This is a genomic window from Candidatus Puniceispirillum marinum IMCC1322, from assembly GCF_000024465.1.
Classification (GTDB): Bacteria; Pseudomonadota; Alphaproteobacteria; order Puniceispirillales; family Puniceispirillaceae; genus Puniceispirillum; species Puniceispirillum marinum.
This window is the reverse complement of sequence record NC_014010.1, coordinates 2,267,689-2,289,133: the sequence shown is the minus strand read 5'-3', so window position 1 is coordinate 2,289,133 and position 21,445 is coordinate 2,267,689. Positions and strand designations below refer to the sequence as shown.

At 46.4% G+C, this 21,445-nt stretch carries 26 protein-coding genes; 13 read left to right on the top strand and 13 right to left on the bottom strand.

Annotation, left to right across the window (positions count from 1 at the left end):
• Nucleotides 1-2 precede the first annotated feature (2 nt).
• Both SAR116_RS10690 and SAR116_RS10685 read right to left on the bottom strand, forming a co-directional pair.
• On the bottom strand, nucleotides 3-440 hold the full coding sequence (locus tag SAR116_RS10690; protein WP_013046955.1) for a tripartite tricarboxylate transporter TctB family protein: 438 nt from the start codon (nucleotides 438-440) through the stop codon (nucleotides 3-5).
• A complete protein-coding gene (locus SAR116_RS10685) occupies nucleotides 440-1,402 on the bottom strand; it encodes a Bug family tripartite tricarboxylate transporter substrate binding protein (protein ID WP_013046954.1) in 963 nt (320 codons plus the stop codon). Before SAR116_RS10685 ends, SAR116_RS10690 begins: the two co-directional genes overlap by 1 nt.
• A gap of 106 nt (nucleotides 1,403-1,508) precedes the next feature.
• Here SAR116_RS10685 and SAR116_RS10680 point away from each other — a divergent pair, with 106 nt between their 5' ends.
• From SAR116_RS10680 to SAR116_RS10660, 4 genes are all read left to right on the top strand, one after another.
• Entirely contained in the window at nucleotides 1,509-2,174 is a 666-nt protein-coding gene (locus SAR116_RS10680) for a response regulator transcription factor (protein ID WP_013046953.1), read from the top strand.
• Nucleotides 2,171-3,604 carry a sensor histidine kinase gene (locus SAR116_RS10675; protein WP_013046952.1) on the top strand — a complete coding sequence of 478 codons (1,434 nt, stop codon included), beginning with the start codon at nucleotides 2,171-2,173 and terminating at the stop codon, nucleotides 3,602-3,604. The genes SAR116_RS10680 and SAR116_RS10675 overlap by 4 nt, the downstream gene beginning before the upstream one ends.
• Nucleotides 3,574-4,617: an ABC transporter substrate-binding protein gene (locus tag SAR116_RS10670; protein WP_013046951.1), complete on the top strand. Its 1,044-nt coding sequence runs from the start codon at nucleotides 3,574-3,576 to the stop codon at nucleotides 4,615-4,617. The genes SAR116_RS10675 and SAR116_RS10670 overlap by 31 nt, the downstream gene beginning before the upstream one ends.
• A gap of 759 nt (nucleotides 4,618-5,376) precedes the next feature.
• Nucleotides 5,377-5,673: a hypothetical protein gene (locus SAR116_RS10660; protein ID WP_013046949.1), complete on the top strand. Its 297-nt coding sequence runs from the start codon at nucleotides 5,377-5,379 to the stop codon at nucleotides 5,671-5,673.
• A gap of 196 nt (nucleotides 5,674-5,869) precedes the next feature.
• On the opposite strand, the gene SAR116_RS10655 is transcribed toward SAR116_RS10660, so the two are convergent.
• Nucleotides 5,870-7,018: a cystathionine beta-lyase gene (locus SAR116_RS10655; RefSeq protein WP_013046948.1), complete on the bottom strand. Its 1,149-nt coding sequence runs from the start codon at nucleotides 7,016-7,018 to the stop codon at nucleotides 5,870-5,872.
• Nucleotides 7,019-7,171: 153 nt separating this feature from the next.
• Between SAR116_RS10655 and SAR116_RS10650 the strand changes: the two genes are divergently transcribed.
• The 4 genes from SAR116_RS10650 (at nucleotide 7,172) to SAR116_RS10635 (ending at nucleotide 9,418) form a co-directional block, all read left to right on the top strand.
• Nucleotides 7,172-7,378 (top strand): SlyX family protein, encoded by a 207-nt coding sequence (locus tag SAR116_RS10650; RefSeq protein WP_041860921.1) that lies wholly within the window; start codon nucleotides 7,172-7,174, stop codon nucleotides 7,376-7,378.
• A 138-nt stretch (nucleotides 7,379-7,516) separates the two neighbouring features.
• Nucleotides 7,517-7,864 carry a RidA family protein gene (locus tag SAR116_RS10645; RefSeq protein WP_013046946.1) on the top strand — a complete coding sequence of 116 codons (348 nt, stop codon included), beginning with the start codon at nucleotides 7,517-7,519 and terminating at the stop codon, nucleotides 7,862-7,864.
• Between the two features lie 29 nt (nucleotides 7,865-7,893).
• Nucleotides 7,894-8,736, top strand: a complete 843-nt coding sequence (locus tag SAR116_RS10640; RefSeq protein ID WP_013046945.1) for a carbon-nitrogen hydrolase family protein — start codon at nucleotides 7,894-7,896, stop codon at nucleotides 8,734-8,736.
• Between the two features lie 7 nt (nucleotides 8,737-8,743).
• Nucleotides 8,744-9,418, top strand: a complete 675-nt coding sequence (locus SAR116_RS10635; RefSeq protein WP_013046944.1) for a class I SAM-dependent methyltransferase — start codon at nucleotides 8,744-8,746, stop codon at nucleotides 9,416-9,418.
• A 9-nt stretch (nucleotides 9,419-9,427) separates the two neighbouring features.
• On the opposite strand, the gene SAR116_RS10630 is transcribed toward SAR116_RS10635, so the two are convergent.
• Nucleotides 9,428-10,882, bottom strand: coding sequence for an N-acyl-D-amino-acid deacylase family protein (locus tag SAR116_RS10630; RefSeq protein ID WP_013046943.1), 1,455 nt, complete (start codon nucleotides 10,880-10,882; stop codon nucleotides 9,428-9,430).
• A 186-nt stretch (nucleotides 10,883-11,068) separates the two neighbouring features.
• Complete coding sequence (locus SAR116_RS10625; protein WP_013046942.1) at nucleotides 11,069-11,296, bottom strand: hypothetical protein; 228 nt, start codon at nucleotides 11,294-11,296, stop codon at nucleotides 11,069-11,071.
• A 54-nt stretch (nucleotides 11,297-11,350) separates the two neighbouring features.
• Between SAR116_RS10625 and SAR116_RS10620 the strand changes: the two genes are divergently transcribed.
• Nucleotides 11,351-11,623, top strand: a complete 273-nt coding sequence (locus SAR116_RS10620; RefSeq protein ID WP_013046941.1) for a hypothetical protein — start codon at nucleotides 11,351-11,353, stop codon at nucleotides 11,621-11,623.
• Between the two features lie 48 nt (nucleotides 11,624-11,671).
• Nucleotides 11,672-12,178 carry a GNAT family N-acetyltransferase gene (locus SAR116_RS10615; protein WP_013046940.1) on the top strand — a complete coding sequence of 169 codons (507 nt, stop codon included), beginning with the start codon at nucleotides 11,672-11,674 and terminating at the stop codon, nucleotides 12,176-12,178.
• A 134-nt stretch (nucleotides 12,179-12,312) separates the two neighbouring features.
• On the opposite strand, the gene SAR116_RS10610 is transcribed toward SAR116_RS10615, so the two are convergent.
• Nucleotides 12,313-13,194 carry a DMT family transporter gene (locus tag SAR116_RS10610; protein WP_013046939.1) on the bottom strand — a complete coding sequence of 294 codons (882 nt, stop codon included), beginning with the start codon at nucleotides 13,192-13,194 and terminating at the stop codon, nucleotides 12,313-12,315.
• Nucleotides 13,195-13,396: 202 nt separating this feature from the next.
• Here SAR116_RS10610 and SAR116_RS10605 point away from each other — a divergent pair, with 202 nt between their 5' ends.
• Nucleotides 13,397-13,693, top strand: a complete 297-nt coding sequence (locus tag SAR116_RS10605) for a hypothetical protein (RefSeq protein ID WP_041860920.1) — start codon at nucleotides 13,397-13,399, stop codon at nucleotides 13,691-13,693.
• Here the strand turns inward: SAR116_RS10605 and SAR116_RS10600 are convergent.
• Nucleotides 13,685-14,041, bottom strand: a complete 357-nt coding sequence (locus tag SAR116_RS10600; protein WP_013046937.1) for a thiol-disulfide oxidoreductase DCC family protein — start codon at nucleotides 14,039-14,041, stop codon at nucleotides 13,685-13,687. The two genes, SAR116_RS10605 and SAR116_RS10600, sit on opposite strands and share 9 nt — an antisense overlap.
• Nucleotides 14,042-14,179: 138 nt before the next feature.
• On the opposite strand from SAR116_RS10600, the gene SAR116_RS10595 reads away from it, so the two are divergent.
• Complete coding sequence (locus SAR116_RS10595) at nucleotides 14,180-14,473, top strand: hypothetical protein (RefSeq protein ID WP_013046936.1); 294 nt, start codon at nucleotides 14,180-14,182, stop codon at nucleotides 14,471-14,473.
• Nucleotides 14,474-14,605: 132 nt separating this feature from the next.
• The gene (locus SAR116_RS10590) at nucleotides 14,606-14,998 is read left to right on the top strand and encodes a cyclic nucleotide-binding domain-containing protein (protein WP_013046935.1); all 393 of its coding nucleotides are present in this window, start codon (nucleotides 14,606-14,608) and stop codon (nucleotides 14,996-14,998) included.
• Between the two features lie 16 nt (nucleotides 14,999-15,014).
• Here SAR116_RS10590 and SAR116_RS10585 read toward each other — a convergent pair whose 3' ends face one another.
• The 6 genes from SAR116_RS10585 to SAR116_RS10560 form a co-directional block, all read right to left on the bottom strand.
• On the bottom strand, nucleotides 15,015-15,212 hold the full coding sequence (locus SAR116_RS10585) for a hypothetical protein (RefSeq protein ID WP_013046934.1): 198 nt from the start codon (nucleotides 15,210-15,212) through the stop codon (nucleotides 15,015-15,017).
• Nucleotides 15,209-16,573 carry an amidase gene (locus SAR116_RS10580; protein WP_013046933.1) on the bottom strand — a complete coding sequence of 455 codons (1,365 nt, stop codon included), beginning with the start codon at nucleotides 16,571-16,573 and terminating at the stop codon, nucleotides 15,209-15,211. The genes SAR116_RS10585 and SAR116_RS10580 overlap by 4 nt, the downstream gene beginning before the upstream one ends.
• A gap of 39 nt (nucleotides 16,574-16,612) precedes the next feature.
• Nucleotides 16,613-17,977, bottom strand: coding sequence for a TRAP transporter large permease (locus tag SAR116_RS10575; protein ID WP_013046932.1), 1,365 nt, complete (start codon nucleotides 17,975-17,977; stop codon nucleotides 16,613-16,615).
• A gap of 70 nt (nucleotides 17,978-18,047) precedes the next feature.
• Complete coding sequence (locus SAR116_RS10570) at nucleotides 18,048-18,608, bottom strand: TRAP transporter small permease subunit (protein WP_013046931.1); 561 nt, start codon at nucleotides 18,606-18,608, stop codon at nucleotides 18,048-18,050.
• An 85-nt stretch (nucleotides 18,609-18,693) separates the two neighbouring features.
• On the bottom strand, nucleotides 18,694-19,830 hold the full coding sequence (locus SAR116_RS10565; protein ID WP_013046930.1) for a TRAP transporter substrate-binding protein: 1,137 nt from the start codon (nucleotides 19,828-19,830) through the stop codon (nucleotides 18,694-18,696).
• 367 nt (nucleotides 19,831-20,197) lie between these two features.
• Nucleotides 20,198-21,436 carry an NAD(P)/FAD-dependent oxidoreductase gene (locus SAR116_RS10560; protein ID WP_013046929.1) on the bottom strand — a complete coding sequence of 413 codons (1,239 nt, stop codon included), beginning with the start codon at nucleotides 21,434-21,436 and terminating at the stop codon, nucleotides 20,198-20,200.
• Nucleotides 21,437-21,445: the final 9 nt, after the last annotated feature.

Genomic DNA, 21,445 nt, shown 5'->3' with positions numbered 1-21,445 from the left:
CTCTAGCTCCACAACCAGCGCGGCAGGGCAAATAACCCAAGGCCCAGCGCGAATTTAAAAACGATAAACAAACCACCCGACAGGCCAATGCCTATCAATGCCGATGCAAGTCGGTTTGGAACGATCTGATAGGATAGCGCCCCAGCCGCTAGGGCAGTGGGCAGCAAAAAGCCTAGTGGCTTGAGCGCATAGGCATAGAAAACCAAAACGACCACCGCTATCGAAATTCTGCCTAACATCGCCAAACCCGGCCATTTCGGTTCGGGGTCAGGTAACACAACCATCGTTACGCCCGAAATAAAAGCGATTGATGCAATGATATAGGGAAAGGTCTTTGGGCCAACAGGATCGGCAAAAAAGGGTGACTCAAGCTGACTAGCGCTTGCAAAAAATGCAAGCGCTAGCACAGCAACAATAAGTCCGGTTATACGGTCGGACATTACTTCATGACACCCAGTTCGGTTGACATGGCACGGACTTCGCCGATCACGCCATCAACATATGACTGGAAATCACCACCAACTTTGTTGAACGGTGCAAGACCATTCGCCATCATGGCTTCTTTCCATTCAGCCGAAGCGCCAACTTTGCGAAGGGCTTCGGTCCACTGCTTGTAAGATGCGTCCGACGCACCCTTTGGAGTATAAAGACCACGCCAGTTCACAGCAACAACGTCAATGCCCTGCTCTTTGGCAGTCGGAATGTTCTCAAAGCCCGGAATGCGCTCGTCAGTAAATGAAGCAAGCACTCTTACATCACCAGATTTGATGAAACCAACAACGCCTGAAATGTCACCCGTCATCGCAGCAGTAAAACCGCCAACTGTCTGGGTGATCGCATCGGCATCTCCATCAACGCCGATATATTTCACCTTTTTGATATCGGTAAAGCCTTTACGCTTAAGCGCCATCAGAACTTTAAGATGGTCATAACCACCTGCAGCTGATCCACCTGCAAAAGCATGCTTTGACGGATCCGCAATTACCGCATCCAGCAGATCATTCAAATTCTTATAAGGTGAGTCCTTGGCAACAACAATCACGCCCGGATCAGCACCAATGGCGCCAAGAAAACGAACCTGATCAGATGTCATGCCTGAATAGGCATTCTGCGCCAGACGCGTAGCTGTAGCTGTAGATGCAGCCACAATCAGCGCGTCATCGCTATTGCGCTCATTCACAACATGCGTAAAGGCGAGACCGCCGCCACCGCCAGCCATGTTCGTCACCTGAATCGGGTCATCCACCGCACCGATATCATGCATGATCTTGGTGATACTACGGCATGTGAAATCCCAACCACCACCAGGGTTAGCTGGTGCAATACATTCAGCAGCATAAGACTGTCCGACAAGGCCGACACTGAATACAGCTGCCAGAGCCATTTTTGAAATTATTTTCATTAGTTATCCCTCCACTAAAAATAGCCTAATTTATTTTGACAAATTAGGACTCTTTCATACTATTCACTACGAAGCTGACATAAACCTGACACGAAATAAATTAGATGTGAAAATATTAATAGTCGAAGATACAGCAAAACTGGCAAAATCACTGGCTGATCATTTCACCTTGCAAGGCCATAATGCCGACATCGCGGAAACCGTCAAACTTGCCGAAGAGCTCAGATCACTCACGCATTATGATATTATGTTGCTCGATATTATGCTTCCTGATGGAGATGGGCGAACATTTCTGCGTTCGCTTCGATCACAAAAAATATCATTGCCCATCATTGTGATGACCGCACGATCCGAAGTGTCCGACAAGGTGGATCTGCTGGATATTGGCGCAGATGATTATATCATCAAGCCATTCGACTTTGCCGAGCTTGAAGCGCGCTGTCGGGCGGTTCTGCGACGTCATACGGGCACCACTCAAACACAACTTGTCTTTGGTGATATTGCTTTGAATCCTCTAACCGCCGAATTACAAACGCCCGAAACCAGCCATATGCTGCGCAACCGTGAGTTACGTCTGTTAGAGATATTCATGAATGCACCGGATATCCTGTTCACAAAGGAACAACTGACAGACCGCATTTTCAACATTTCCGAGACGATCAGCGAAAATGCAATCGAAGTTTATATTGCACGTGTTCGGAAAAAACTGGTTGGTTGTAATGTCTATATCCAGACCATGCGCGGCATCGGTTATAAGTTAACTCAATCATGACATCACCGGACATGAAACCAGCGGGTATGAAACCATTGGGCATGAAATCAGTTGAACGAAAACCTGTTTCGCTACGTTGGCGGCTTTTACTGCCACTGGTCGTGACCGCCATCGTTATTTCGGCTTTACTGTTTTTCACCATGCGCAATGTCACAACCCACGCGGTTCAGGCAACACAGGATGCGCTACTTGAAACCGCTGCCTTGTCGATCCTCGAACAGACCCGCACGACTGAAGATGATGTAGAGATCGATTTGCCCTATCATATTTTCACCATGCTTGGGGCAACCAGTGAAGATAAGGTCTATTACCGAATCGATCTTGATGGTGCGTTTCTGACCGGCTACGAGGATCTCGCACCGAACATCATGCCGCAGCAGGAAGATCGTCCTGTTTTCAGCTCGGTTGTTTTTCGCGACAGCAAACTTCGGCAAGCAACCATTCATCGCGGTTTCGTGGTGCGCGGTAAAACCAAATTTGTGCGCATCACAATTGCCCAAACACAATTATTTCAGGAAACAATTATCCGAGATATTTCGCGCACAGCCAGCATCATTGGGATTAGCTTTTTCGGCTTTGCCATCTTCATGGCACTATTTGTGACAACTTCATTTTTGCGCCCTATCAAATTACTAGCTGACGCTGTTAGCCGCCGCGGGCCCAATGATTTGCGCCCTGTACGCCACCCAACACCTGAAGAATTAGCGCCGCTTGTGCAATCGTTGAATGGCTTTATTGCCCGCCTAAGAACAACTTTGCGACAAACCGAAACCTTTATTGCTGAAGCGGCACATCATATCCGCACCCCCTTATCCCTTGTAAAATCAGAAAGTCAGCTGGCATTGAGCAAATCAACCAATGTACATAGTCGTGAGCATCTGCGCAATATTATGCAGGCGGTTGATCAAAGCAGCCGGTCTGCCAGCCAGTTACTTGACCACGCCATTGTCCTATACCGTGCAGAACAAGCGGATGAATTGCGGCTTGATCTAAACCTTGTCATTCAAAATATTGTCGAAAATATCCAACCCGTGGCCAGTCTAAGGGACATTAACATTACCTCTAATTTTGACACTGATGCTTCTATTTTTATCATGGCTGATAGGGTGCTTGTCGAGGTGGCGCTACGCAATATGCTAGACAATGCGATCAAATATTCTGAGCCAGATCAGACCATTCATGTGTCTTTAGGCACCAGCAATAATATGGCTAAAATCACTGTCAGAGACCAGGGGCGCGGTATCAAAGGTGTCAATCAAAGAGGACTGAAACAGCGTTTTAAACGTGGCAGTAATGTTGATGATGTTATTGGCTCCGGGCTCGGATTGGCAATTGTTTGGGAAATATGCACCGCATTACATGGCACGTTCACACTTAAAAATAACAAGGGAGATGGCGCATGCGCAGTTCTGTATTTGCCAGTCTGTTAGGTCTGCTATGCTTATTGACTGGCATCCAGTCTGCTATGGCTTTTGAAATTGAGTATCAGGAACGCTTTGGCACTAGCAATGCCGCTTCGGTTATCCGTATTTTGTCATCGACAGATAGTGACCGTTTCAAACCAGTAATAAACGGCTTTATTAAACGCAATCCCGATCTTGGCGTGCATTATGTCACCGCATCGACCGCTAATATTTATGCGGCTATTGCCTCCGAAAAGCAGCCTTTTGATCTGGTTATTTCCTCGGCCATGGATTTGCAAATGAAGCTTGCCAATGACGGTTTTACAAAGGCCGTTAATTCAACCCAAACCAGCTTGGTGCCAAGCTGGGCACGCTGGCGCACCGAAGTGTTTGGTTTTGCGCTTGAGCCTGTTGTCATGCTTATTTCAAAAAAGGATTTTGCCAATCTGCCTGTGCCCCGCACACGCCGTGAAATGCTAGCACTTATTCGAAACAATGCGAGCATCTTCAAAGACCGGATTGGCACCTATAATCCCGAAACATCAGGGGCAGGCTATCTGTTTTCGACACAGGATGCGCGCCAGTCTGACACCTTCTGGCGCCTAGCCGAGGTGATGGGGCGGCTCAATGCCAAGCTTTATTGCTGTACCAGCAAAATGATCGAAGCTGTTGAAAAGGGCGATCTGGCACTTGCCTATAATCTTCTGGGTAGTTACGCCAACGCCACCCTGCCAGCCGACAGCAATGCACAGATCGTCGCGTTTGAAGACTATACGCATATCCTTCTTCGCACAGCTATTATTCCCATAACATCGAAAAACCCAGTTGGCGGCATCCGCTTTTTAGATTTTCTAGTAAGTCCTGACGGGCAATCAATCCTTGATACAGAAGCCAAATTACCTGCCTTGAATAATTCGGTCATAGACAAGCTGGCTAACCGCAAACCAATCCGGCTTGATTCAGGCTTGCTGGTATTTCTTGATCGAATGAAAAAAGCGCATTTTCTACGCGAATGGAGCGCCGCACTAATTCAGAATTAGATTTATTTTTACATTATAAATTAGACATATTTCTAAAATTAACATCATATAGAGCCATATAAGTTGACACACCAATACATGATCATAGTATGCTAGGCCTCAAATTTAATATTAACTTTTAGTCATACTATAGTTAAATGAAGCACAAGATTAAAATTTCATATAACATTATCAAATCCACACTAACCGCGATCAGCACACATTGGTTTGTTGTCGTCATAATCACCTATATTGGCCTGTTTGTTTTACAGGCGAGTGTTACATTCCCGCTTCAACGAGCCTTTTTTGGTGAGCCCACATCATATGCCAGTATATTATTTCTACCACATTCGGTTCGCGTAATCTCTGCTTGGTTACTTGGCCCCAAAGCCATTCTGGCACTTTTTCCCGCGACAATGATTAGCACGTATCTCTATGCACCCGTAACGCATCACGAGCCGGCGCTTTATATACATTGCTTAGTGAGTTCGGCGTCAGCGGTCATTGCTTTTGAATTTCTCAAACTAATGAAAATGAATGTCTATCCATCGGGTAAAATGAAAAGCTGGCGCAACGTCTTATTTGCTGGCTTTTTGGCGTCATTTATTAATTTGTTAAGTGGTATTTACTTTACAGATGACAGTTTGAATATTGGCAGAATAGTCGAGCTTAGCTTAATATATATCATTGGTGATACTTTAGGTCTTATCGTTTCAATGTTTGTCCTCATTATACTATTTCGTTATGGTAGATATTTCGAAAATAGATGAGGAGATAGAAATGTCTTCATTCACCCATTATGCAAATTTACGGCAACTGCTTGCTGAGATGGAACATGATCTTCAAATTTCTGCGCTGACCGAAATTGATAAAAAGGTCATTTCAACATTGGTGTTGCTTAAAGGCGACAAAGACCAACCAGTGCATCTTGATGATATTCGCAATCATGGACTGACTCAGTCTATTCCCAGCCCGACATTGTACCGGTCATTCCAGACACTGATCAAAAACGGGTTCATCAAAAAAGTTGGTTCAGTTCGGTCTGGATTATATCATATTGTAGCAAAGGATGTTTAGCCAAACCTAATACATCTTTGACTCACCTCTTAAATAATCATAACTGGCACCTAACAATGCCAGCGTCGGATAATGCATAAGGCATCCATATTTCAAGTCATGCTGGTCAAGCGCCTCATGGGATCCAAAAGCTAGACAGCTCGCATCCAAGAGTGTTTATCACTGATGAAAAGCCTGATGATAGGGTCTGATTAAATTACCCAGCAATAGCCTGCTCAAGATCAGCTATCAGATCATCAGGACTTTCCAGACCAATGTTCAACCTAACCAACCTGCCACCAAAATCTTGTCCCGGTCGATCAAGGTCAGGATAAACAACCGCAAGGCTTGTTACACCACCCCAGCTAAGGCCTATTTTGAAAATAGCCAAGGCATTCAAAAAATTCACGACCTGTTGTGGGGTAGCATCATCATTAAATAGAAAAGAAAATACGCTTGCCGAGCCTTTGAAATCGCGTTGCCACTGTGCATGCCCCGGACAGGTTGGCAAGGCAGGATGAAACACCTTGGCGATACTTTTATGATCCGCCAGCCAGTGCGCCACCTTCAATGTCGATTTTTCAAGATGTTCAAGGCGCACCGCCAACGTCTGCAAGCCACGTAACGCCAGTGAACAATCATCTGGCGATACCGCCAGACCCAGCTGGCGATAAACTGAACCTAGTGCATTATAAGCGCGCGCATCACGTGATGATACTGACCCTAAAAGCAAGTCGCTATGCCCGCCAACATATTTGGTTAAGGCCTGAATACTGACATCAACATCATGCGCAAAGGCATCAAACAGCACGCCAGCGGCATAGGTATTATCAAGCGCCACCGAAACGTCTCGGCTATGGGCTGCCGCAACAATGGCGGGGACATCCTGAACTTCCATCGTCACCGACCCGGGACTTTCACACCAGATCAGCGTTGTATTATCCCGGATCAGAGTGCTGATATCACCACCGATTAACGGATCATAAGCTTCAACCTCTACGCCAAAATCACGCAACATCCCTTCGGCCATTTCTCGGTTAGGGCCGTAGGCTGAAAAAGGGACAAGCGCATGACTCCCCGCTTTGCAGAATGCCATATAGACAAGCGCAATGGCGGCCTGCCCACCAGGGACGATAAAGGTGCGATGCGCCCCCTCGATAGTGGCGATGCGCGCGGCAAGTTCAAGTGTTGTTGGCGTTCCATAAAGCCCATAGGAATAGCCATTCTCAGCATGTTGCCAATCGTCACTTACCTTTTCCTGACTGTCAAAAACAACCGTTGAGCCCCGATAGATAGGTGTGGTCAAAGCGGTGAAGTCATTACGTGCTTGTGGGGTTGGATCAAGTAATTTAGTACGCCAGTCCATATCGATTTCCTATGTCAGTCACCGGACATCCGGCATGATTACAAAAACCATATGGTTATGCGCGCCGTCAAGTCACGCAAAAAACATTACCATTTGGCGCTTGGTTATATATGTCACATCTTGCACAGTCGCTGAACAATGCTAAAAAGGGCTATGGACACAAAAATCAAAAACCTTGAAGAGCAAACTGCCATCCTGCAAGCTGAACTATCGCAGATGAGCGACGAGCTTTATGCCCAGCAAAAGGAAATTGAACGCCTGCGCATAGACATAGGCAACCTCAAAAGCAAATTACAAAATGTTCCAACTGACAGTGGTATTCTGACCGCCGATGAGGACGTGCCACCACCGCATTATTAAATTATTATGAAAGGTCATCAGCTACTCGAGATGCGTTTCCCTTTTCGCATATCAAACACAATCTAGGCATATCTTTCACATTAGTATAGCTTGGCTTTTACCATTAAAAAGCAGTTAGCTGTTACAGGAGTTTACCAGATGACCATTGAACGTATGCATACCAGCCAGCGTATGAGCAAAATCGTAACGCATAATGAAACCATCTATCTATGTGGCCAGGTTGGCAATCGCGGTGACACAATCGAAGCCCAAACCACCGAAGCTTTGTCACGAGTCGATGCCTTGCTAGCCGAAGCCGGTAGTTCAAAGCGGCATCTGTTACAGGCGGTCGTATGGTTAAAATCAATGGAAGATTTTGATGCCATGAATAAAGTCTGGGAAGCCTGGGTTCCCGATGGCGCCGCGCCTGCACGTGCCTGTGGCCGTGTCGAAATGGCCTCGGAAGAACTACTTGTCGAAATCACGATAATCGCCGCAAAATCATAGCTACTCTATCACTTTAGAGGGTAACAGATATGACAGCGAAAGATACAATGACACTGTTGGGATGCCAAATTGACATCCCGGCAATGACCTTAGCCGCCGAGCGCGATACGCACTTAGCCGTAACGGCTAAAAAAATTCGGCACCAGTTATCACATCAGCATGCTGACCTTGTTGTTTTGCCTGAACTTTCAAGCATTGATTACGCACGTGCAAGCTTTGACTGTTTAGACCAGCTTGCCGAGCCACTAACGGGTGTATCTTTTGAAATTTGGCGCGATGTCGCCCGCGAATTTGGCGTATTTATCAGCTACAGCTTTGCCCGAAAGGATCAGAACGGCTATTTCATTTGCGTGGCAATTGTCAATCCGGATGGTGAACTCATCGGGCATTATGACAAACTCCATTTAGCACATTATGGTGCGTCGATGGAAAAGGACTATTTCTCATGTGGTTCGCATTTATTCACCTTCAGGGTAAAGGGATTCTGTCTTGCCCCGATCATCTGCTATGATATTCGTATGCCCGAACTAACTCGTACTTTGGCAGTTGATCATGATGTCGATGTCATCTTGCATTCTGGCGCCTATTTCCGTGATCCATCATTTCCGTCGTGGCATGCCTTTGCAACAACCCGCGCTATTGAGAACCAGGTGTTTTTTATGTCGCTTAATCGTGCAGGTTCAGATTATGGCCATTCTCTATTCTGCTGGCCGTGGATGGATGACACCATTGCGCCTGTCACATTTGCAGAAACACATGAAGATTTCAAATTCGTGACGCTCAATAAAGGCATGATGCGTGATGCGCGCCGTGACTATGCATTCCTGCGAGACCGGCTTGACGATTATGCCCTGCCACTAAAGTCAGGTTAGGCAAAATATGCTCCCAACTCTCTTTCGCACTATCAGCCAGTCATTTATCGAACGAAGCCTCAACAAGGCCTATGCTGATCGGTTAGACGAACGCGGCAGTACCCCGCAAGGCGTGTTCTGGAATTCACGACAAAATCAGATGGTACGCTTTGCAGCGCTTTTATCCGTTGTGACCGGGCATGTGGCATGGAAAAAGCCAGCCCCCCGCACCCTTAGCATCGCTGATATCGGCTGTGGATACGGTGCCATGCTAGAATTTATCAACACACATCCACAATTTGCCCATCTTCGCTATATGGGGCTAGATATTAATCCAGTGATGATCGCCGCATGTCAGGATAATTTTCCAACCGCGTCACATCTGTTCACATGTGGCAAAAAGCCCGTTTCAATTGTCGATTTCAGTGTGTTTTCAGGCACCTTCAACCTGTGCCATATTGACGATACCCGGCGCTGGGAAGCCTATATGTTTGCCTGTTTGGATTCCTGCTGGCAGAACAGCCGCATGGGCATGGCGCTTAATCTTCTATGCGCGCCTGAAACCAAGATCAGCAACAATATTTTTTACGCTAACCGCGATGATTTTATCAGCAAGGCAAGTGCCCGTTTTGGCCCTACCCGTGCGATCGCCACGCGCGAGGTGAAAGAGGATTACACCTTTTTAATCACCCGCAATTCCTGAATCAGCCAATCAGGCAGCGGTTCGTTTTAACACTTTACCAGCACGCGCATTTGAGGCGCTACCATTCTGCCAGGCTATCTGACCATTGACAATAACCACTTCAATACCCGATGCATATTGCTTTGGCTTTTCATAGGTTGCTTTATCAATCACTGTATCAGGATCAAAAATCGTGATGTCGGCATAATAGCTAGGCATGATCAGACCGCGGTCTTTCAGCATGAAATTACCTGCCGATAAGCCAGTCATACGATGCACCGCTTCATATAGCGGCATAAGCTGCTTTTCACGCACATAATGCCCAAGCACCCGCGGAAAGGTACCCCATAAGCGAGGGTGCGGATGTGCGTCCTCAGGCAGGCCGTCTGACCCTATCATCGCATTTTCAGACGTCATGATCCGGTCAATATCAGCTTCATCCATCATGAAATATATAGCACCACCTGGCATCAGCTTTTTCATCGCTTCAAGCGGACTCAGGCCAAGCTCATCGGCGATATCATCCAGATCACGACCACTCATCTCGGGATGTGGATCAGACCATGTAACGATGGTGCGTAACGCGCCCATGACATTGGTTTCATTCAATACAGTTGAACAGGCTTCATAGGGATATATATCCAGCGCTACGGATTGGGTTTTACGCGCCGCCGCCATAATTTTCAGGGTTTCGGCACTACGTCCGAAATTCTGTTTCCCCTGACATTTATGATGCGAAATGACCACAGGTACGTTGGCGCTGGCACCAATATAGAGAGATTCTTCGACACTTTCGACAACATGATCGGCTTCGTCACGCATATGCGTTGTATAAATACCGTCATAATCCGCCAGCACGCTAGCAAGGGCGACAACTTCCTCGGTTGGCGCGGCATGTGCCGGATCATAGAATAGTCCCGTTGACAGGCCGATAGACCCGTCACGCAGTGCCTGTGCAAGCTGTCTTTTCATATAGTCAATTTCATCAGGCGTGGCGGGACGATCCAGATCCTCGCCCATCGCATTCATACGCAATGTTGTATGGCCAGTCAGAAACGCACTATTGACCGAGGGCTGTGCAGCATCGACCTTGGCCATATAGCTGGCAAGATCAGGCGCGACAAATTCTTCGGATTTGAACACCAGCCGAAGCAAACCGGGGGGCTCTCTATCCAGATCATAGGGTGCACCGCTAATGCCGCAATTACCACAGATCACCGTGGTCACGCCCTGGCTTAGCTTGGCTTCCATATCAGGCCTGATAATCAGCGCGGCATCATCATGCGTATGCACATCGATAAAACCCGGCGCAACCACCAGCCCGCTTGCATCGGTCACCTGTACGGCGTCACTATGCGCCAGATCACCAATGGCAACAATCCGGTCACCCGCAATAGCGATATCAGCCTTCACACCCGCAGTGCCACTGCCATCAATGACCAGACCGTTACGGATAATGTGATCTGGTATAATGTCTTCTAGCATCTGTTTCTCCTAACGGGGCGATTTCGCACAGCAAAGCATGCCATCAAACCAGCACGCTCTATATGCTAGCGTTTTAGGCACCAAAACAGAAGTCTGTTTATAATAGGAACAACGTGGACGTGGCCTTCGCCAAGTTAGGAAGGTCTAAAATGACAACATTAACGCTGGGCAAATTTTTACAAAAACCTAAAACCATCGCAACATGCCAACAATTCCGGCGGCGGCATAAAAAAACTGCAGAAACAAAATGCCTCTATGCTTGCCTGCATAGGCCCATAAACCAATTGAAATGGCAGATATAAATAGCAATGTAAAACCAACAAATTCTTGGCCTATATTCAGGGCGACCAGCATCGAATAGGTGATGGCGGTGACAACACCAAACCATTCAAGATATTTCGGGTTTTTAAACATTATGGCCTCCCTTATTATGAACCTGTATATTTACATATAGCGGTACCATGAAGCATGTCTATTGATATAAAAGCCCAGAGCGACGTCACCTTTGCGGTCACGATCACCGCATCCACCCGCACGTCACATATCGTAACCGTCAGCGATGAGTATCATCACACACTGACCAAGGGTGTTATATCCAAAGAACAGCTTGTAGCTTTGTCGTTTGATTTTCTATTGGCACGCGAACCAAACACATCCATTTTGGCATGCTTTGAATTGCCCGTAATTGCGCGCTATTTTCCGGAATATGAATCCGACATTGTGGCTTTATGCCCGTCATAGCACAAACCGGTTCCATCAAATATTAATACCCTTAAACTAGCTTGTAATATGACTGAAATCACCACCAAACGCCTCATATTGCGTCAAGCGACATCGCGCGATAAAAGCACTCTTGTCAGGGAAATTGGCGCATGGGATGTTGCCAGATGGCTTACACGGGTTCCCTATCCCTATACCGAGCATCATGCTGACGAATTTCTGCACATCATAAAAGACCAGCCATTCAATATTAATATTTTCAGACAGCATAAATTAATTGGTGGTGTTGTGCTAACCACCGATGCCGATACCCAATCTTATGAACTGGGCTATTGGCTTGGCGCGTCACATTGGGGACATGGATATGCAACCGAAGCCGCAAGGGCTTTTCTTGATATTGTGCAAAAGACGCTAGATGCCACCTATATCAAAGCCAGCTACATCACCGGCAATGAAGCGTCAGCGCATGTATTGAACAAGCTTGGCTTTCAGGAAACAGGTACCGAAGAAACCTATTGTCTCCCCCGTAAAAAGATGGTGACCTGTGTCACACTGCGCCTTGCAACCAACATTTGATTCTTACCTGACAGCAAGGTCAGCTTGGTAAAGAGATGCTGACTCCACCCTGAATGGTTACCTATCAGCATGACTCAAATATGGAAAAAGCCAAATACAAATAACGGGTTTTACATGCGAGCGATCTTTGAAAATTATCTGCGAGGTAAAAGGCGTCCATCCAGCACAATCATCCCAGCTGTCACAATCGCAAGCCCAGCCAGTTCATTCAGGCCAATCACCTCATCCAGCACCAGCACCTCAAGAAGAATGGCTGACGGCGGCACAATAATCGTACATATCAATAAATTGCCCGCACCCATCGTTTCCAGAATTTTGAAATATAGCAGATAGGCTAAAACTGAGCAGATCACCGCAAATTGAAACGCTATGAAAAACACATACAAGTCGATTGGCGCGATCTGAAAAGTATCTGTCACAAATAATAACGGCACCATCATCATTGCGCTAGCCACCAACATACCTGTTGCCGATATCATTGATGGTAAATTCTGCATTCTCATCTTGGCCCAAACGCCGGCAATGGCATAGGAAATCGTTGCTAGTAAAATCATATATTTACCGCTATCGCTTCCGGAAAATTGCAGTATGTTTGCTGGGCCAACCGCCATGGCAACACCCGTTACGCCAATCAGCACCCCGCCAACCCGATTCCAGGTCAAGCGTTCCTGTGGAATAAAAAGCGCCGCCAGCAAAATCGAAAAGAAAGCTGTCGAGGCATTGATAATCGAAGCCAGTCCACCTGTTGTAGTTTGCTGACCCCATACAATCAGGCTGAAAGGGATGACATTATTTAAGGCGCCCATAACACCAATAGTGAACAGATCAGTACCTGTCAGCTGTATTGGCATGCGTTTTATCAAACATATCAGAAGCAGGATTAAGCCCGCCAGACTAACGCGCAGAAACACGATCATAAGTGGGTTTAAATAGCGCAGAAGTATTTCGGCATATAGAAAGCTACTTCCCCATAAAACGCCAAGTGTGACAATACGCAACCAATCTTTATTCGTCATGGAAAAATCCTAGGCATATTTTGAGGTTAATACAAGCTTTGATACATAGCCAAAAATTCACTTAACCATGCAAAAAATGACAATAAAAACGACCAAAATGGCTAATAATTATCGGTCTTTAACGTATTTTATCTAGAAAAATGTCGTCTTTTGCATTATTTTGAAATAATCATAAAAGGGCTTAATTCTGGAATTTCAAATTATGGTAGCTAGTAACGTAATTGCCGAATATTTAGATCTTGTTAGATCACTTGATAACTTAAATAATCATTTAGGGATAAGTCACTTAACAGCATCAGAAACAGCTATCTTATTGGCTATTGCCTATAATGAATTGTCTAGTGGCGCCAATACATCACTTGCTGATTTAACGTTATCAAAAACCGACATCCGATTAATACCGCGCGCAACCTTGTTCCGCTGCCTTCGTACCTTGACCGAAAAGTCACTCATCAAACATGTTGGCAATAAGCGATCCGGTCAATATTGCCTAGGATAACTGGCAATGTGGTAACCGTTTAAACCGGTAATCGGCAAAGCGTGCATAGGCAAAATTCGTAACATGCCTGATCCCGGGAATTGATATGAATGTCGCCAGCAAATGCCAGCGTGGCAGATGTCGCCAAATCACAATAAACGCATCAACACCAATATGCATTTTGTCTTGGCTATCCTTGGCATGAAGGCGACGCAACGCATCGGCTTGCGCAACCCCAAGCGGCATTAATGGTGACGGGTCGGTAGCAACATCATGCCAAGCAAAGATACCCGCTGGCGCGATATGCTTATAATGCTGGATTTCCTTGCTACAGAGCCCACATTTTCCATCATAATAGATTTGGATCATTTTTTGCATACGCCATGACTAATTGATGATTTATAGATATGGTGCGCGCGTCATAATTCAATGTTCGCAACCATCTTATCTGAGTAACATAGACTTTATCTGGGCTGAATAACGACCGATATTAAGATAGGAGATATTATGACAACTGATAGTCGCCGCGCCACCAACGCCTTATTACCCGATGCCGATTTTGATGATACAACCAGTGATCTAGCGACGCAGGAATCTGCGCTTATGGACGCTTTGGTGGTTCTGTTAAAAAACTTCTCTGACTATACGCCACCCCGCGTTCGTCTGGACGGCGATATCGTCATCCCGCTTGATGTTGATTTGAAGAAAAACCGGGAACGCACAAAGAATCTTGCTGATGCCATGAGCGAATGGATGAGCCGTGATCTAGGCCCGCGCAGAAGCCGTACATGGGTTGAATAACAGCCAGCTTTATGAAGGTTTTGTTTCAATCTGTGTATTAATCAAATGTAATATGTTAATCTCAGAATGTAGGGGATATATGAAGATAATCATTCGAAACCCAGCTAGTATTAATTTTACAGGGGCAGGCCTATGAGCCGATCATCTCGCAAATATCAGTCTCGTCCGTTCAAAAAAGGGGACGTGGTCTATAACGTTGGTGATGCAGGCGACGAGCTATATCTCATCCATAGCGGCAATGTATCGATCATCAGCAAAAATGGTTTGCTGTTATCCGTACTTGGGCCTGGTGAAATTTTCGGTGAAACTGCACCAGTCACCAATTCTGCGCGGTCAGCGACGGTTATTGCCGATACCAATTGCATCATAAACATTATCGATAGCGAGCAGGTGCGTCAGAAACTCAAAGAAAGCGACCCTGTCATCATTGCCATAATAAGAAGCCTTTCACTGCGTTTGAAAGACACCAATATTCTGACTGAAAAATACTGGAACGAGCTCAACATATATAAAAGCCTCGAATAATCTTGGCGTGAGAAGCCTACTTCTTTTTGAAGGCCTCATCATACATGTCGTAAAACGCCATACCCATCACCACAATTGCAATAATCCAGAATGGAAGCCCGCCATAAAAGCCGGCAAAGCCTGAACTAATGCTTTCAGCAAGGCCAAAGACAAATGTCATAACCAGAATGGTTGCAATAAAAGTTGATATCATTTTTGTGGTTCTTGAAATCATAATCCGCTCCTTTCACCAGTTTCACTGGTGCCGTCATGTTCGTCAAGTGGAGCAGATAACTTATTCAACATCCACCGTGCTGACCGCATTAATCGATTATCTTCTTCGCGATTACCCACAAGCTGCACACCAACCGGCATACCCTCGCCTGAGGTTAAAATGGGCAAGGTTACGCATGGTAAGCCGCACAGGGTCCAATAGGTACAGAAAATTGGATCACCCGTGCCGTCGTCAAATTTGGTTGCTTGTCCAGATGAGCTTGGCGTCAAGATTGCATCATAATCTTTGAAAAATGCCGCAAAATAGCCAATCATCGCCGTGCGGAATTTCAAAGCTTCCTGATAATCTTCGTCGCTGATCTTGGTGCCACGACGTAACATATCTGCAAATTTGTCAAATAGCTGGTCTTCATGGTCGCGCAACGCCCATTCAAGGTTACGCGAAATTTCATAGTCCTGAATGATTTTATGCGCCTCAGGCATGTCCTTGAACGACTGTTCGGCATCAATGACTTCGATTTGTCCACCAAGCGCATCAATGACTTCGTTCATGCCTTTGCGGGCATCATCATCAAGCGTTCCGAAATATGGCATTTCAAGCCAGACAAAATTCGGTTCGATTGGCACATCTTCTTGCACACCTGACAGCATATGTGGCCGTGGCCATGGATATGAAGCTGTATCGGCAGGGTCATACATAGCCAGAACGTCCGCAAGCAAGGCCGTATCTTCTAGATATAGCGAGAACACGCCTAGTTGGTCCAATGTTTGCGAGGTTTGCAAAACCCCTGTGCGCGGCAGAATGCCAGAAGTTGGTTTGAACCCAAATACCCCGCAATAAGACGCTGGCCTGATCACTGACCCATTGGTTTGTGACCCAATCGCAATCGGTACATGCCCCGCCGCAACAGCCGCCGCCGAACCCGATGATGATCCACCTGGCGAAAAGGCTATATTATGCGGGTTACGCGTTGCGGATGGATCAAGAAACGCGAATGGCGTTGTCACCGTTTTACCTATAATGATCGCACCAGCATCAAGAAGTTGGGCAATGACGCGGGCATCATGATCTGGCTGACGTCCCGACATAACAGGTGTGCCATATTCAGTTGGAAAGGCACGTGTATCGACAATATCCTTTACCCCGACCGGCACGCCATGCAGGGCACCCATAGGCCGGCCAGTTAAACGGATGTAGTCCATCTCGCCAGCACGCGCCAATGCCGCTTCACGGTCAATATGCGCCCATGCCTTGAGCTGGTCATTTTCCGCTTCGATCTTGTCAAGACAGGCAGTAACAAGCTGAACTGACGTTACCTGCCCGTCACGCACCATGCGCACCATTTCCACAGCAGATGTCATATCGTTTCCGTTTCTGATAAAGTTGTGATCTTGCCAACCTTATTGAATATATTCACCAAACAGATAGTCCGGAAGCCACAAAGCGATACCCGGGAATTGATAGAGCAACACCATCGAGAAGATAACAATTGCCAGATACGGCAAAATACCCTTGAAAATGTCCATCAATTCAATCTGGTCTTTCAGTACGCCTTTTAGATAGTAGGCCGACATCGCCATTGGCGGCGTCAGGAAGGACGTCTGCAGATTGAGTGCCACCAGCATCGCAAAGAAATATGGATTAACACCGAAATTATCGAGCATCGGCAGGAAGATAGGCACGAAGATAATCAGAATTTCGGACCATTCCAGTGGCCAGCCCAGAACAAAGATGATGATCTGAACAAGCACCAGGAACTGCCAAGGCTCCAGATCGAATGACAACACCCAATGTTCGATCACATCATGCCCGCCAAGATATGAAAACACCGACGCAAATGTCCATGAACCGATAAATAGCCAACACACCATCGCGGTGGCCTTGGCTGTCAGGAATACTGACTCCTTGACCTTTTCCCAGCTAAGAGAGCGATATAGAAGCGCAAGAAATAAACCGCCTAGCGCGCCCATAGCAGCCGCTTCGGCAGGGGTGGCAAGCCCTCCCAGAATTGACCCCAGAACGGTGGCAATAAGGGCTGTTAGCGGCACAAAGGAAACGATCAAATCCCAATATATTTTACTGGCAGGCGGCACGTCCTCATCACGCGGTTTCGGCGCCAGACTTGGTTGCGACATCACCCGCACAACCACATAAAGTATATAAAGGCTGGCAAGTAAGAGCCCGGGGAACATGGCCGCCGCATAGAGACGTAAAGGCGATAATTCGGCAATAGCGGCATAAACGATCAGCATGATTGATGGTGGAATAAGAATACCAAGCGTACCACCAGCGCAGATCACGCCTGATGCAAACTGCTTGTTATATCCAGCGCTTGCCATCGCTGGAAAAGCCAGCAATCCCATCAAGGTTACCACCGCACCAACAATACCTGACGCGGTTGAAAACACAGCACAGGTAATAAGTGCCGCAATCGCCATTGAACCAGGCAAATTTCGTGCGGCCATCTGCAATGAATAAAATAAGCGGTTAACAATATTTGCACGTTCAACCACATAGCCCATAAACAGGAATAGCGGTATTGCCACGAGCGTATCATTTTCCATGACCGAATAGGTATTCTGGTTCAACAGATAGAAAATGTTATTGTTGAATAAATCACCAAAGGTTTCGATACCGCCCTGATAATAGGCATAGTAACCAAACCCAACACCCATCGCCAACAAAGTGAATGCAATGGGAAACCCGAGCAGTACCAGCACAATAAACAGGCACAACATTAAAATGGCAACTTGTGGATCGGTCATCTCAACTTAACTTTCAAAAATAATCTGCCCTATTGGCAATATGTAACGTGCATGACACAGGCGTCATCACCTAGTTAGATTGTTCCATCAGCATGTCTTCGGTTTCCTTGACATCGGAAAGACGTTCCATCCAGACACCTGATTGCATTGCCCGCCAACACCGCGCCAGCTCGGCGAGACCCTGCAGAATGAGCAGAAAACCTGCTAATGGAATCAATGTCTTGAAGAAATAAATCTGGATACGGGCTGGTGAATTCCAGCTCACTTCCTCATAGCGCCAGCTATCCGAGGCGATTTCCCATCCAAACCAGAACAACGCCAGAATACCAGGGAAGAAAAATAGCAAATACAGAACGAAATCGACCCGCGCTTGCCATTTTACCGAAAATAAACGGTATAAGACATCACCGCGCACATGCGAATCTTGTGCCAGCGCATAGGGGCCAGCCATAAGAAATAGCGCGCCATACATCTGTACCATCACATCAAAGGCCCAGACTGTTGGTGAGTTCAATACGTAGCGAACAAACACCTCGTAAGATACCGAGAAGGTAAGTACCAGAATACACCATCCGAAGGCACGACCCACCCAGACACTAAGGCTTTCGATAGCATAGATGAACTGCGTCATGGCAGGCTCCGCTAATAGTTCTAAAATTAAATAAAAGTCAGGAGGCCATTAGGCCTCCTGATAAATAATCTTTCGAAATTACAACCTAGCCAAAGTGGTGGTTGTAAGCCAGCTTGTAGTCAGGCTGATTCAGATTCAGATAGTTCATCACGTCTTTGGCATAGGCCTTCTGTGATTCAATAACCTTTGCAAAGAAAGGATCTTCAGCCGAAATACGATCTACAACAACGTCCCAAGCTTTAAGCTGGGCAGCCATCACTGAGTCAGGTGTCCGGTGGACTTTAACGCCACTTTCGTTCTGCAGACGAACCAGGTCATCAGCATAACGCTTTGTGTTGTGCCAATAGAAGTTTGAACTTTCGGCTTCTGACGCATGCTTCAAGATTGCCTGAAGCTCTGATGGAAGCGAGTTATACTTCTCCTTGTTGAAGGTCACTTCGAAGAATTCCTGTGACTGGTGGAATGATGCCAAATGGTAATCCTTTGACACGTCCTGCATACCAAAGTCACGGTCAGATGTCGGGTTGTTAAACTCAGCCGCATCGATCAGACCAGACTTCATTGCTGGCTGAATTTCACCACCTGGAAGCTGCACAACAGACATACCCATTTCCATAAGCACGTCAGCCGCAAGTCCAACTGTACGATACTTAAGTCCGTCCATCTGTGATGCGTCTTTGATTTCTTCTTTGAACCAACCAAGTGGCTGTGCAGGCATTGGACTGTTAAAGAATGAAACAACGTTCAAGCCGAGGCTTTCCATAAGCTCATTAAACAGCTCCATACCGCCGCCATAATGCGCCCAGCCAAGAACTTCCTGTGAAGACCAGCCAAAGCAAGGACCAGTTCCAAACAAAGAAGCTGATTTTGACTTTGAATACCAGTAAGCAGGTACATAATGCGCTGCGTCAAGAACGCCGCGATGAACAGCATCCTGCATCTGGCTTGTTTTTACCACGGCGTTAACAGCAAGCAGATCAATCTTCAGATCTTTACCAGCCATGGCATGCACGCGGTCAACATATGACTTGGCATTTTCCAAGAAAATACCACCGCCCCAAGATGCTTGCATCTTGAGACTGACACCTTCATTTTTGTTTACAGCCGGTGCAGATAGCGTATCTTTTTTTTCGTCTTTGCCACCAATACCAACCGCGTAACCCGCAGCAGCTGCGCCTATCACAGCCGCTCCAGTAAGAAAATTTCTACGACTATCGCTCATTATAATTCCTCCGTTTGAAATTTCCGATCTTAAAACCGGATTATTAGTTAAGCAAAACTAACACTCTCGATAATCCAATCAATTACTTATTTTGAAATTGATTGTGCCGTTTTTGGCAAAAACGTTTATTCACGTGATAAAAATGAACGCATAGTCCCAAAAAATGGCATAAAACCGCCAGTTTAGTTTGCATTTTTGAACGTTGGGGGAATCATTGAAGATAAATCAATTACTGAAATATTTTTGCAATAAAAGACAAAGCTACTCACATTCAATATAATTTAGGGGTTTAGTAAATCAGCTTTCGTGATTCGCTTTGATAATGATCAAACCAGCACTTTGGATGTTGCCAATGCTATTCACGCACCTAAATAACGGCCTTTTCCAGCAAGGGTTCATTCCGCATAACACGTTCATATCCAAGCGGGCTAAGATCAAGCGTACGATATTCACCATAGGTCAATAATTCGGACATTGCCCGCCCCATCGCGGGTGATTGCTGTAACCCATGTCCAGAAAAGCCATTGATAAACATGAAATTTGGGCGTTCAGGATGCGCGCCGATAATCGCGTTCTGATCAAGCTTGTTATAAGCATAATGTCCAACCCAGCTATTGATCAATTTAACAGCTTCAAATGCAGGCACACGGTTTGCTATCGCTGGCCATGCTTTATCAATCCATATGTCGTGATCCATTGCAAAATCATCATAATCAACATCAGTGTCATGATCGGGTGGACAACCAGCCAGATAATAGACACTGTCCGATCGCACATGCACACCTGACGGATCAATGGTTAGCGGCAAATCACGGTCAAGGCGTGTTTCAGCATCAAAAATAAAACTATAGCGCCGACGCGGTTCCACTGGCAGGTTTAGCCCCGCCATTCGCGCCGTCAAAACGGCACGTGGGCCAGACGCATTGACAATATGGCCGGCACTGATCTGCTCGCCAGATGCCAGCCTAACGCCGATAACTTTTTCACCCTCGACATCGATGCCGATCACTTCATTCTCGATATATTCGACACCGTTCTTGCGCGCTTTGCGTTTCCACCAGTCAAAAAGCGAATGCCCATCAAAGTAACCTTCGTCAACAAGGTTATGACTGCCAAGGATAATGTCATCCAGCTTATAAAAGGGGTAAGCTTCGGCGATCGCGTCAGGGGACATGATTTTGGTGCCCGCACCGCATGTCTGCTGAATTTTCTGATTGGCGCGCAAGATATCAGCAAAACCTTGATTATCTGCCAAATACATATAGCCAAAAGTCTGAAAGGCTAATTCGGGTATGTCTGGATCATCCCCCATATAGCTTTGGAAATTGCGCACAAAATCAGCACCAAACTGCGAAATACGGATATTGAGTTCGGTGGAAAATTGCTGACGCATACAACTATTTGTGTGCGCGGTAGAACACATCGAATAGCTTGCATCCTTTTCGATGACCAGCACTGATCCGTTGAAATCAGAATTTTGCGATAAAAACCAGGCAACTGATGAGCCCAGCATCGCGCCTCCGATAATGATCACATCATAGCTGGATGTGCGGGGTTGGTGCGCAAATAGGGCAGATCTGGCATGTTCTGATTTTGCCACACCCATAATTGACTC